The organism is Nonomuraea sp. NPDC059007 (assembly GCF_042740555.1).
GTDB lineage: Bacteria > Actinomycetota > Actinomycetes > Streptosporangiales > Streptosporangiaceae > Nonomuraea.
Genome location: NZ_JBHYJD010000032.1, coordinates 24,405 through 36,427 on the forward strand (window position 1 = coordinate 24,405; position 12,023 = coordinate 36,427).

The following is a 12,023-nucleotide window of genomic DNA, read 5'->3' on the forward strand; positions in this document are numbered from 1 at the left end:
CGGTTTGTGGCGCTCTGAGGTTGTGGTGCTCTGAGGTTGTGGTGCCCTGAGGTTGCGGCCGCCTTAGGGTTACGGCTAGCGCCGGGTTGCCCGCACCGCCGCCGTGGGCGCGCGACCGTCGAGCGCCGGTCGTGAAGGCTCACGGGGTTCCCGCCGCAACAACTCCGCCCTCGGCCACCCCAGGCCAACAGCCCACTCGGCACCCGGCCCCACTGCCCGCAGGCCAACAGCCCACTCGGCACCCGGCCCCACTGCCCGCAGGCCAACAGCCCACTCGGCACCCGGCCCCACTGCCCGCAGGCCAACGGCGCGCTGGGCACCCGGGCCGCAGTGCACGCAGGCCCACTACCCGCGCCCGCCCACGCCTTTCCGGCGCCGGCGCGGCGGGACGTGGTGCGGTGGAGTCCGGCGCCCTTAACGGTGCTCAGCCCACCAGGGCGCCCCTGCTGCCTCTTGCCGGGTGCCGGGGAGGGTTGCACGGTGCTGTTGGCTGTTCGGGTCGGGCGGTACTCGCCGAGGCGGTCGGCGGTTATTCGCCGAGGCGGTCGGCGGTTTCCAGCCATTCGGCTTCGATGGTGTCCTTCTGGGTTTGGATGTCCCGAAGCTGGGCGTCCAGTGAGCCGAGCCTTTCGTAGTCGCTGGCCGCCGCTGCCATCTGTTCGTGGAGCTTTGTCTCCTGGCCGGTCAGCTTGTCCAGCTGGCGCTCCAGGCGGCTCAGTTCCTTGCGGAGTTCGCGTTCCTCCTTGGCCGACGGGCCGGAAGGGGTGGTAGCAAGCGACGGGGTGGCGGGAGCCGTACCGGATGGGGCTGGGGTGGAGGCGAGGCGGGCGGTCAGGGCGGTGCCGGCCGCGCGGCGCTCCAGGTACTCGTCCACGCCGCCGGGCAGCATCGACAGCCTGCCGTCGCCGAGCAGCGCCACGCACCGGTCGGCGACGCGCTCCAGGAAGTAGCGGTCGTGGCTGACCAGGATCAGCGTGCCGGGCCAGCCGTCGAGCAGGTCTTCGAGCTCGTTGAGCGTCTCGATGTCGAGGTCGTTGGTGGGCTCGTCGAGCAGCAGCACGTTGGGGTCGTCCATGAGCAGGCGCAGCAACTGCAGCCGCCGCCGCTCCCCTCCCGACAACTCGCCGACGACCTTCCACTGCGCCTCGCCCTTGAAGCCGAGACGTTCGAGCAGTTGGGAGGCGGTCCACTCGCGCTTGCCGACCTGGATGTACTTGCGGATCTCCTCGACCGTCTCCAGCACGCGGCGGGTCGGGTCCAGCTCGGTCAGTTCCTGCGACAGGTGTGCCAGGCGGACCGTCCTGCCGCGCACCACGCGGCCGGTGTCCGGCTGGACCGTGTCCGCGAGCAGCCGCAGCACCGACGACTTGCCGGAGCCGTTGACCCCGATCAGCCCGATCCGGTCACCCGGCCCGAACTGCCACGTGCACGCGTCGAGCACCATCGGCCCGCTGCCGGGGCCGCCGGCGTGGAGGGTGACGTCTTCGAGGTCGTACACGGTCTTGCCCAGCCGCGCCGTCGCGAACTTCACCAGCTCCACGCTCTCCCGCGCGGGCGGCTCGTTGGCGATCAACGCCTGCGCGGCGTCGACGCGGAACTTCGGCTTCGAGGTACGCGCGGGCGGGCCCCTCCGCAGCCAGGCGATCTCCTTGCGCATGAGGTTCTGGCGGCGTTCCTCGGCGGCTTGGGCGATGCGTGCCCGCTCGGCCTTGGCCAGGACGTACGCCGCGTAACCACCCTCATAGCGCTCGACCTTGCCGTCGACGACCTCCCACGTCCGCGTGGAGACGGCGTCGAGGAACCACCGGTCGTGCGTCACCACCACGAGTGCGCTCTTACGCGTCGCCAGGTGCCCGGCCAGCCAGGCGATCGCCTCGATGTCCAGGTGGTTCGTGGGCTCGTCGAGCATGATCAGCTCGTGTTCGTCGATGAGCAGCTTGGCCAGCGCCGTACGCCGCCGCTCCCCACCCGACAACTCCGACGCCTTGGACTCCAGGTCAAGGTCACCGATCAGGTTGGCCAGAATCTCCCGTACACCCTGGTCACCGGCCCACTCGTGCTCAGCCCGCCCGCCCAGCACGGTCTCGCGCACACTCAGCCCGGGATCCAACGTGTCCTGCTGCGACAGAACACCGATCCGCAGGCCACGGTTGTGCGTGACCCGGCCGCTGTCCGGCTTGACCTCACCCGAGATCACCGCCAGCAGGGTGGTCTTGCCACCGCCGTTACGCCCGACCACCCCGATCCGCTCACCGGCCTCAACCCCCAGGGAGAGATCGCTGAGCAACGGCTTGGGGCCGTAGGCATGGGAAACAGACTCAAGATTGACCAGATTCATGGCCGTCCCAGCGTACTGGCAACCCAACGCCACCCCATCCACCCGCCAACCCACCCTCCAACCCACCCTGTCCACAGCACCACAACCTCGCACGGCGTCCGGGCTGATGGGCTGCTCGGATCTTGGCAGCCCCATCAACCTCGGAACCAGCCGCGTGAACAGAGCCGCCCCGAACGGAACGGGCCAGCCTGGACACGACCGCGCTGGGCGGGCGCGTGACGCCGCGGGTCAAGGGCGGAGTTATTACGGCGAGTGCCACGTGAGCCCTCACGACCATCGCTCGACAGACGTCCACCGGGTACGGCGGGGCGGGTGGGGCGGCGGAGCCGTAAGGGATGGGAGGCCCGAACGCCGTAACGGATAGAGAGCCCGAACGCCCAGAAACCGCCGTAACGGATAGAGAGCCCGAACGCCCAGAAACCGCCGTAAGAGACAGGAATCCCAAACGCGTTCAGAGAACGAAATCAGAACGAGGAATCAGATGAGATGGGCACCACGCGCGGGGCCGGTGGTGGGTGCGGCGGTGTGGCAGACGGCGGAGGCGGCGAGGGAGATGGCCAGGTCGCGGGCGTGGTCGGCGTCGGCGGCCAAGAACGCGCAGGTCGGGCCGGAGCCGGAGACGATGGCGCCCAGTGCGCCGAGTTCGCGGCCGGTTTCCAGGGTGCGGGCCAGGCTGCGGCGCAGCATGAGGGCGGCGGGCTGCAGGTCGTTGGTGAGGACGGCGCCCAGGGCCTGCGCGTCGCCGGTGCGCAGGGCGGTCAGCAGGGGTTCGCTGGCCTGGGGCCATCCGACCGCCTCGCCGGTGGCCTCGCGCAGGCGGTCGCACTCGGCATACACCTTCGCCGTCGACAGGCCGCCGTCGGCGATGGCGAAGACCCAGTGAAAGGTTCCGTTCGTCTCCAGGCGGGTCAGCTGCTCGCCTCGGCCGGTGCCCACCGCCGTGCCGCCGAGCAGCGAGAACGGCACGTCGCTGCCCAGGTCCGCGGCGATCTCCATCAGGTCCTCTGGCGGCAGGCCGAGTCCCCACAGCTCGTTGCACGCCACCAGCGCCCCCGCGGCGTCGGCGCTGCCTCCGGCCATCCCGCCCGCCACCGGGATCGCCTTCCTGATGACCAGTTCGACGCCGTAACTCCGGCCCGCGTGCTTGGCCAGCGCGCGGGCGGCCTGGATGGCCAGGTTGCCGTCGTCGAGCGGCACCTGGTCGGCCCACTCGCCCACGACGCCGACCTTGACCAGTTCCGACTCCTTGGCCTCGACCTCGTCGAAGATCGATACGGCGTGGAAGACGTTCACGAGGTCGTGGTAGCCGTCGTCACGCAAGGGGCCGACGGAAAGCTGCACATTGACTTTGGCGGGCACCCGTACGGTCACCGAACTCATCGATCCGCTGCCACTTTCATCGCCTCGGGGTCAGGACCCTCGATGGTAGCGGGCTCCCGGCCGCCCCACGCCCCATCCCGAACCCGCACGTCACCCCGGCCACACCTTTCATCCGAAGATGCGGCATCGTGGGCAGATGACGTTGATTTCGGTTATTGAGGTGCCACAGTGGCGGTCGTCGGGATCCCGTGCGGCGGAGCGCCTCGTCGAAGGGGCCAGACTGCTGGCCGAGATGGTGCCTGGCGGGGACCGGGTGCGCGTCGAGGTGGCGGAGGGCTCCACCCCCGCCGAACTCGCGGTCACCGCCTCCCGGGTCCGTGCCGCGCGGGCCGGTGCCCAGGGCTTCCCTGTGACGTTGGGCGGTGACTGCGGGGTCGACCTCGAGCCGATCGCCGCGGCCGTGCGCCGGTACGGTGAACGGCTGGTGGTGCTGTGGTTCGACGCCCACGGGGACCTGAACACGCCCGATACCTCTCCTTCCGGGGCCTTTCACGGGATGGTGCTGCGGGCGCTCACCGGCGAGGGGCATCGTGAACTGCTGCCCGAGGTGAGCCTGGATCCTCGGCGGATCGTCCTCGCCGGGGCACGGGATCTGGACGCGGCCGAGGTGTCGTTCATCGAGGAGCGCGGGGTTCGTCACCTTCGTGTGGAGGATCTGGCTGGTGCGGATGCCCTTCTGGACGGGGTTGCGCGGGCCGGTGACGGGGAGGTCGCCGTCTACATTCACATCGATCTGGATGTGCTGGATCCTGGGGAGTTCGCTTCCGTGGGGTCACCGGCTCGGGGCGGGTTGCGGGCCGGGCAGTTGCTGGGGCTGGTGGAGGCCGTGGCCAGCCGGTTCGAGATCGCCGGACTCGGGATCACCGAGTACGAGCCCAGCGACCCCGACGATCAGGCCACCCTGACACCGCTGGTCGCCGCCCTGGTCAAAACCTGCACCCAGACCCCCTGACCCGACACCCCCCGACCCCGGGCCTGGGCCCATGCCCGGTGATCCAGTTCTCGCCCCAAGCCCTCCGTGCCCGGAACCACAGACCGGGACCGCCCCCAAGCCCCGCTGACCACCGAGGCGGCCGGCATGGGGTGGGCCCAGCCTGGCGAGGGCCCACGGCTTGCGGGAGGGAGTGGGCCGGGGGTTGGGGGCAGGGGTTGAGGCAGGGGCACACGCTGGCGCTCGGTTGTGGAGAGGGGCCGGTGCCACGACCCAGTCTGGTGGGCGAGGGCCGTGGCTCACCGGACGAGGCCCTGGTCACCCCGAGCGAGGGCCGTGGTGCTCGGTGGGGGTTGGTGGGTGGGGTTAGCCGGGGCGGACGGCGCCTCGGTAGGTGGAGCGGTAGTACGACGACTTCAGGAACTGGGTCTTCTTGACCACGTCGCCGGTTTTGGGGGCGTGGATCATGATGCCGTTGCCCAGGTAGAGGCCCACGTGCGTGGGGTCGCCGTTGCCACCGCCGAAGAAGACCAGGTCTCCCTTGCGGAGGTCGGACAGTGCCACGCGGCGCCCCTGGCGGAACTGGGTGCCGGTGTAGTGGCCCAGGGTCACGCCCGCCTTCGACCACGCGTACAGGGTGAGGCCGCTGCAGTCGAAGCCGATGGTGTTCGCGCCTCTGCCGATGCCTCGGGTGGGGCCGGAGGGGGCGCCTCCGCCCCAGGAGAACGGGGTGCCCAGTCTTGCCAGGGCGGCTGAGGCGGCTGTTTCGCCCCTGGTGGGCCTTGGGGTCCTCTTCGTGCTGGGGGCGGGGCGTTCGGGGGCGGGGGGCTGGGTGGGTTTGACGGTGGTGATCCGTTCGAGCTTGGGGGTGCTCAACCACGGATGGGGAGGGTGGGAGCGTCCGGGCGCGGGTTTGGTGGGTGTGCCGTCTCGGCCGGTGGTGGCCGGGTGCCCGAGCCGGGCGCAGGCCTCCGCCGGGAGGGTGATCACTCGCTTCACCTCGCGGGTGCCGGGACTCCGGGAAAGGGCCACGGATTCTTGGCCGGGTGGCTGCGGGACGACCAGGTGTGCGTAGGCGGCCGGGATGGTGATGACCACCTGGCACTCGGCGGTCGGCGCGGGGACCGTGCTCAGCGTGGCCAGGAAGCCGCCGCCGAGGGTGAGCCACATCATGGTGTTCTCCTGGGCTGGATCGGATGGGAGGCCCAGGATCGTGCGGATCGGGTGGCGGATTTGGCGGCGAACGCGGTTCTGGGGATAGGGGCGCGGGGTCGCGTGAGTGGCTGTGGACAACGAAGAATCCCCGCCGTACCCCAAAAGGAACACCCCAAAGAAGCCCTATGCGGAACGCAGCGTGGGCCCGTTGATGATGAAGGCCGCCGCCCCGATAGCCACAGCGCATATGGCCTGCGTCAGGACGAACCACATCGGGAGCGCACCGGGAACGGCGTCGATGGCGATGGCGCGGGGGTGTCGGCTACGGCGCCGGTGGCCGCCGCGCGCTCGCCGTTCTCGCGTACCTCAACAAGACGTGAGGTCAGGGGGCGTTCTCGGCGATGCGGGTGAAGGCGGTGATGTCGAGCTGTTCGCCTCGGGCCGAGGGGTCGACGCCGGCCGCGCGCAGGGCGGTCTCGGCGGCGGACGGGCTGCCCGCCCACGTCGACAGGGCGGCGCGGAGGGTTTTGCGGCGCTGGGCGAACGCGGCGTCGATGACGGCGAACACCTGCTCGCGCGTGGCGGTGGTCGCGGGCGGGTCTCTGCGGACCAGGGAGACCAGGCCGGAGTCGACGTTGGGGACGGGCCAGAACACGGTACGGCCCACCGGGCCCGCCCTGCGCACGTCGGCGTACCAGGCGGCCTTGACGGACGGCACGCCGTACACCTTGGAGCCGGGCGGCGCGGCGAGGCGGTCGGCCACCTCGGACTGGACCATCACCAGCGACCTGCGCAGCGACGGCAGCGACTCCAGCAGGTGGAGCACGACGGGGACGGACACGTTGTAGGGCAGGTTCGCCACCAGCGCGGTCGGCACGTGTCCGGCCAGGTCGCCGGGGCCGATGCGCAGCGCGTCGGCGCCCACCACGGTGAGCTTTTCGGACAGGCCGCGGCCCGCGACCGTCTCCGGCAGTTGCGCGGCGAGCACCGGGTCGATCTCCACCGCGACGACGTGCTCGGCCGCCGCGAGCAGCGCCAGTGTCAGGGACCCCAGCCCAGGCCCCACCTCGATCACGACGTCGTCCGGCGCGACCTCGGCCACCCGGACGATGCGGCGGACGGTGCCGCCGTCGATCACGAAGTTCTGCCCGAGTCGTTTTGTCGGCCGAAGATCGAGCTTCTCCGCCAAAATACGTATTTCTATCGGGCCTAGCAGGTCCATCATCCAACTAGTCTCCCGCACCGAAGAACCTGAGATAGCGGACGGGGGGCACCACAGGGGAGGATGGCGTGAAAGACGAAGGGACATCCCTGATGGAGCCAACGGGCGCCGCGCCGCTTCGCCCCACGGATCCCCGGGAAATCGGCCCTTACCGGCTGCTGGGACGGCTCGGCGAGGGTGGCATGGGCACGGTTTTCCTGGCACGGGCGCCAGGCGGGCGATTTGTCGCGCTCAAGGTGGTGAAGTCGGAGTTCGCGAACCAGGAGGGGTTCGCGGCCCGTTTCCACGCGGAAGTGGACAACGCCCGGCGGGTCGCCTCGTTCTGCACCGCCCAGGTTCTGGACAACGGCAACAGCGACGAAGGCCGTCCCTACATGGTCACGGAATTCATCGCGGGCACCCCTTTGTCCGAGCAGATCGCGAGATTCGGCGCGCTGGAGGCCGGACCGCTCCACGGCGTCGCCCTCGGCGTGGCCGCCGCCCTGGCCGCCATCCACGTCGCCGGGCTCGTGCACCGCGACCTGAAGCCCGCCAACGTGATCCTCAGCCTCTCCGGCCCCCGCGTGATCGACTTCGGCATCGCCCGCGCCCTCGACCGCGAGACCGGCTTCACCCTCTCCGGCGAACTCCTCGGCAGCCCCGGCTGGTGGGCCCCCGAGCAGGTACGCGGCGAACAGGTCACCCCCGCGGCCGACGTCTTCTCCTGGGGCTGCCTGGTCGCCTACTCGGGAAGCGGCCGCCACCCGTTCGGCCGCGGCGACGTGATCACGCTGGCCACCCGCGTCCTGAACGGGCCGCCGGAGATCGGCACGCTGCCCGCGCCTCTCGACGATCTGGTACGGCGGGCCACCGCCATGGACCCCGCCCAGCGCCCCACCGCCCAGGACCTCCTCCTCGCCCTGGTCAGCGGCGGCGCACCGGCACCGGCTGCCGACCCGCCCACGCTGGCGGGCACCGAGTTGCTGCGCGACTGGCAGCCGCCGCGGAACGTCGTGGACAGCCCGGACATCACCTCCACCTTCGAGATCACCCCCACCCCGCCCCCCAGGCTCCCCCTCACCGCCACCCAGGCCCCCACGACCCCGGTCCGTGCCACGGCGACACCGGAGACCCACCCCCACCAGAGCACGCCCGTGTCAGCGGGCCAGACCTTCCGTGACCTCGAACGGCCGGAGGAACTCCTCCCACCGGTCGAGTACGCGGCCGGCTTCGCCCCCGACCGCCCCAGGACCAGAGGCACCCGCTGGCTGATCGCGGCGGCGGCAGCCGTACTGGCGCTGGCGCTGACGACGGCCGTGCTGATCTGGCAGGGCTCCCGCAACAGCCCCGCGGTCCAGAACACCCCGCAAGCGGGCAAACCCACGGTCACCGACATAGGCCGCAGATTCCAGCTCAGCAGCGCCTTCGACGGCCCGCAGCTGATCATCGCGACCGCTCCCGAGTGCGGCGTGGCCGGATACCAGGGCGCCACCCCCGCCAACGGCCAGCTCTGCCTGCTGCGCTGGACCCTGCTGAACCCCGGCGGCGAGCTCACCACGGTCGGCACCCCTGCCCTCACCCTGATCGACGACAGGAACGGCCGCCACGACCCGCTGCCGGTCTCCTCCCAGCTCCCGGCCGCGCTGACGGCGGGGGGACGGTTCGACGGGGTGTTCGTGTTCGACCTGCCGCCGGTCAGGAAGGCGGCGCGGCTGTCCGGCACGATGTTCACCGGCGGCAAGCAGATCGAGGTGCGACTGTCATGATCGTCCGGACCATCGTCACCCTCGCCCTCGCCGCCCTGGCCGTCGCCCCCGCCCAGGCGGCGACCGCGACGGCCTGCAACAACCAGAGCGACTTCGACGGCGACGGCCAGGACGACGCCGCCGTCGGCGACCCCTTCGCCAACGGCGGCAAGGGCGCGGTGCACCTGCTGTCCGGCACCAAGGTGGTCAGCCTCCCCTCGCCTCCCCTCGGTGAAGGCGACGCGTTCGGCTGGTCGGTGAAGCTGGCCAAGGTCAACGCGGACGCCTGCGCCGACCTGGTGGTGGGCGCGCCGTACGCGGATGTGCGGGGCGTGCGCGACGCGGGCGCGGTCCACATCCTGTACGGCGGAGCCGCCACGCGACCCCAGCTCCTCACCGCCCAGCAACCCCAGCAGGACGCCCATTTCGGCTGGTCCCTGGCCGCCAACGGCAACCTCCTGGCCATAGGCGCACCCCACGAGGACGAAGCCCAAACCGCCGACACCGGCTCCGTCTACATCAAGTCCGGCAGCAACCCGCTTAGACGGATAAGTCAGGAATCGTCCGAAGTCCCCGGCAACGGCGAAGTCGGCGACCAGTTCGGCTATTCGGTGGCCCTGTCCAAGGATCGGGCGTTGTTCGTCGGCGTGCCGTACGAGAACGACGACGGGGCGGGCCGCCAGGTCGGCACCGGCAAGATCCACTCAGGCCAGGTCACCATCATCACGGACACCACCGCGCCGATCCTGCGGGGCCAGAAATGGGACTCCCCCACCAAAAAGGCAGGCGACCGGTTCGGCTACGCGCTCGCCTACACCGACGGCGCGGGCCTGGCGGTGAGCGCCCCCGGCCCCGGCTACGTGCAGCTCTACACCCCGGCGCTGCGCCCGGCCAGGACCATCCGCCAGGGCACGCAGGGCTTCGGCTACTCGCTGGCGATCTCGCCGGACGGCCGCCTGGCCGTGGGCAGCCCGTACGGCGCGGGCGTCCTGCTCACCTCGTTTCAGCCCTCCGGCCAGGACCGGCGCCTGAACCTGGACGGCCGGGCCGTGGCCTTCAGCGGCAACCGCCTGCTGGCCGGTCAGCCCGACGCGGGCCGCGCGGGCCAGGTCGCCGTCCTGGGCCGCAACGCCGACGAGGTCCAGCGCGCCGAACCCGCGTCCGGCGCCGACTTCGGCTCCAGCGTCACCGGCTAACCCCGCGAACATGAAGGCATCAAGGCCACTGGCCGTGGCAGCGCTCACGTCCCTGCTGGTCACGGCCTGCACCACGCCGGACGGCGACCGGCGCCCCGCGGCCGACTGCGCCAAGGCGAGCCCACGGGACGTGGACGGCGACGGCCGCGACGACCTGGTGGTGGGCGACACCGAGCAGTGGCGAGCCGGTCCGGGCGCGCTGTACCTGATCAGCGCGGGCAAGGTGACCAGACTCCCGGCCCCGGACAAGGACGCCAGGGGCCTGGGCGCCACCGTGGGCATGGGCGACCTGGACGGCGACGGCTGCGCGGACGTGGTGGCAGGAGCCCCGTACACCGACGTGCGGGGAAAGCAGGCGGCGGGCGCCGTCTACATCCTGTACGGCGGCCAGAAGCGGCCTCCCGGAAAGCTGGTCGCGCCGGACCCGAGACCAGGGGCCGGATTCGGCGAGTCCCTGGCCGTCCGCGGCGACCGGATCGCCATCGGCGCCCCGCACGACGACGCCGACGGCGTCACCGCCTCGGGTTCCGTCCACCTGGCGGACAAGGGGACGATCCACCGCACGATCACCCAGAACTCACCCGGTGTCCCGGGCACCGGCGAACCGTACGACCGCTTCGGCACCGCCCTGGCCCTGGGCCCGGACGCGGTCCTGGTGGGCACGCCGTACGAGAGGACGGCGACGCTCGTCGGCGAGCGCGCGATCAGGCTCCAGCCACCGAGGAGCTGCCGCAACTACGCCGCCACCGTCGCCTACCACCTGGGCTACGTCGTCAGCGGCTGCGGTCAGGTCAGGCTCTACGCCGACGACGGCGTCCCCAGGTCCCACCTCACCAGGAAGGCGAACCCCACCCTGCTGACGGCCTCGCCCAGGGGATACGCGGCGGTGTGGAGCGACGGCGCCTGGCAGGTGCCGCCAGGAGACGCCCGCCCCTGGCAGCAGCCGGAGCCCTGGTCGGCGGCCCTGACGGAGACGAGCCTGGCCGTCGGCATGCCGACGGCCAGTCCGGGTGGCGCCGTGGCCGTCCTGGACCTCAAATCCGGAAATATCCAGACCTATCGGGTCGCGGGCAGCACCCAGTTCGGCGACGCCATCTCCGGCTGAACGGCTCAGCCGAACAGGCGGGACCCGCAGTGCGGCCACTGGCCCTCCCACCGGCCGCTCACCCGCTGGTACAGCAGCTGCGCCCGGTAGGTCTGCTCCTCGGCCGGCCACATCACCGGCGTGCCCACCCCGCCCACCGACTGCCAGCTGGCCAGGCTGAACTGGTACATGCCGTAGTACGGCCCGGCCGCGTTGAGCGCCTCGGGATTGCCGTGGGACTCGCACTGGGCCAGCCCGGCCCAGTTGAGCCTCGCGACCGCCGCCTGCACCGGCACGGTACGCGGCGGCAGCACCGGCCCCGGCGGCGTCACCCTGATCACGGTGCCCTGCCGCGGGAAGCTGTCCGGCGGCGGCGTGATCCTGTATCCCCGAGGCGTCCTGATCCGCTCCTGCCGCAGCACCTCCAGGACCGTTCCAGCGGTGGTCCTGGTCCACCTCCGCTCCGTCCCGGCGATCACCTGCACGCGCCGCGAGGTGTACATGGTCAGCGACATCCCCGACAGCGGCACCACCCGGTCGGGCGGCGCGGACAGCCGGCCGCCCGCGTGGTCGATCTCCAGCTCGGCGAGCGCGGCGGCGACGTTCGTGGCGGTCACCATGCGGTTGCTGGTGCGCCCGTCCACGGTCAGCCGGAGCGGGCGGGCGTGGCGGACCACGATCGTGGCGCCGTCGACGACCTGGTCGTGCCCGCCCGGCCGCAGGTAGTCGCCGAGCCCCACCGCCACCTCGGCCTCCGTCAGCAGCTCGAACACCGATCCGGCGAAGCTGCGGATCACGACGGTCTCACCGTCCACGACGAGCTTGATGTCCTTGGACATGCTCGCGACGGCCACCAGCCCGCCCGCGACCGCGACCGCGGCCAGGCCGACGACCAGCGTCCACGGCGAGCGCCATGGGACCTGCGGGCGCGGGGCGCGCCTTCTGCCACGCACGGGCGACCTCCGGAGAGACTCGGGCGCCCGACGCTAGCGG

The 12,023-nt window shown here is 71.5% G+C and carries 9 protein-coding genes; 4 read left to right on the forward strand and 5 right to left on the reverse strand.

Annotation, left to right across the window (positions count from 1 at the left end):
- Positions 1-529: 529 nt before the first annotated feature.
- Positions 530-2,338 (reverse strand): ABC-F family ATP-binding cassette domain-containing protein, encoded by a 1,809-nt coding sequence (locus ACFWY5_RS38810; RefSeq protein ID WP_379637746.1) that lies wholly within the window; start codon positions 2,336-2,338, stop codon positions 530-532.
- Positions 2,339-2,815: 477 nt separating this feature from the next.
- Entirely contained in the window at positions 2,816-3,718 is a 903-nt protein-coding gene (locus ACFWY5_RS38815) for a 4-(cytidine 5'-diphospho)-2-C-methyl-D-erythritol kinase (RefSeq protein WP_379637747.1), read from the reverse strand.
- Between the two features lie 136 nt (positions 3,719-3,854).
- On the opposite strand from ACFWY5_RS38815, the gene ACFWY5_RS38820 reads away from it, so the two are divergent.
- Positions 3,855-4,670, forward strand: a complete 816-nt coding sequence (locus tag ACFWY5_RS38820; RefSeq protein ID WP_379637748.1) for an arginase family protein — start codon at positions 3,855-3,857, stop codon at positions 4,668-4,670.
- Positions 4,671-5,015: 345 nt separating this feature from the next.
- Here the strand turns inward: ACFWY5_RS38820 and ACFWY5_RS38825 are convergent, their stop codons facing one another.
- Both ACFWY5_RS38825 and rsmA read right to left on the reverse strand, forming a co-directional pair.
- Complete coding sequence (locus ACFWY5_RS38825; protein ID WP_379637749.1) at positions 5,016-5,822, reverse strand: NlpC/P60 family protein; 807 nt, start codon at positions 5,820-5,822, stop codon at positions 5,016-5,018.
- Positions 5,823-6,186: 364 nt separating this feature from the next.
- On the reverse strand, positions 6,187-7,026 hold the full coding sequence (gene rsmA / locus ACFWY5_RS38830; RefSeq protein ID WP_379637816.1) for a 16S rRNA (adenine(1518)-N(6)/adenine(1519)-N(6))-dimethyltransferase RsmA: 840 nt from the start codon (positions 7,024-7,026) through the stop codon (positions 6,187-6,189).
- 92 nt (positions 7,027-7,118) lie between these two features.
- Here rsmA and ACFWY5_RS38835 point away from each other — a divergent pair, with 92 nt between their 5' ends.
- Genes ACFWY5_RS38835 through ACFWY5_RS38845 form a run of 3 tightly spaced genes read left to right on the forward strand, consistent with a single transcriptional unit; the run spans position 7,119 to position 11,051 of the window.
- On the forward strand, positions 7,119-8,771 hold the full coding sequence (locus tag ACFWY5_RS38835; RefSeq protein WP_379637750.1) for a serine/threonine-protein kinase: 1,653 nt from the start codon (positions 7,119-7,121) through the stop codon (positions 8,769-8,771).
- Entirely contained in the window at positions 8,768-9,946 is a 1,179-nt protein-coding gene (locus tag ACFWY5_RS38840; protein ID WP_379637751.1) for a hypothetical protein, read from the forward strand. Before ACFWY5_RS38835 ends, ACFWY5_RS38840 begins: the two co-directional genes overlap by 4 nt.
- Before the next feature lie 34 nt (positions 9,947-9,980).
- Positions 9,981-11,051, forward strand: coding sequence for an FG-GAP-like repeat-containing protein (locus ACFWY5_RS38845; protein WP_379637752.1), 1,071 nt, complete (start codon positions 9,981-9,983; stop codon positions 11,049-11,051).
- 5 nt (positions 11,052-11,056) lie between these two features.
- On the opposite strand, the gene ACFWY5_RS38850 is transcribed toward ACFWY5_RS38845, so the two are convergent.
- Entirely contained in the window at positions 11,057-11,983 is a 927-nt protein-coding gene (locus ACFWY5_RS38850; RefSeq protein WP_379637753.1) for a ubiquitin-like domain-containing protein, read from the reverse strand.
- Between the last annotated feature and the right edge of the window lie 40 nt (positions 11,984-12,023).

Bases quoted from the DNA above. Each gene is read 5' to 3' on its own strand.
- ACFWY5_RS38840 (WP_379637751.1), top strand. From the start codon at position 8,768: ATGATCGTCCGGACCATCGTCACCCTCGCCCTCGCCGCCCTGGCCGTC.
- ACFWY5_RS38810 (WP_379637746.1), bottom strand. From the start codon at position 2,338: ATGAATCTGGTCAATCTTGAGTCTGTTTCCCATGCCTACGGCCCCAAG.
- ACFWY5_RS38815 (WP_379637747.1), bottom strand. From the start codon at position 3,718: ATGAGTTCGGTGACCGTACGGGTGCCCGCCAAAGTCAATGTGCAGCTT.
- ACFWY5_RS38820 (WP_379637748.1), top strand. From the start codon at position 3,855: ATGACGTTGATTTCGGTTATTGAGGTGCCACAGTGGCGGTCGTCGGGA.
- rsmA (WP_379637816.1), bottom strand. From the start codon at position 7,026: ATGGACCTGCTAGGCCCGATAGAAATACGTATTTTGGCGGAGAAGCTC.
- ACFWY5_RS38825 (WP_379637749.1), bottom strand. From the start codon at position 5,822: ATGATGTGGCTCACCCTCGGCGGCGGCTTCCTGGCCACGCTGAGCACG.
- ACFWY5_RS38835 (WP_379637750.1), top strand. From the start codon at position 7,119: ATGGAGCCAACGGGCGCCGCGCCGCTTCGCCCCACGGATCCCCGGGAA.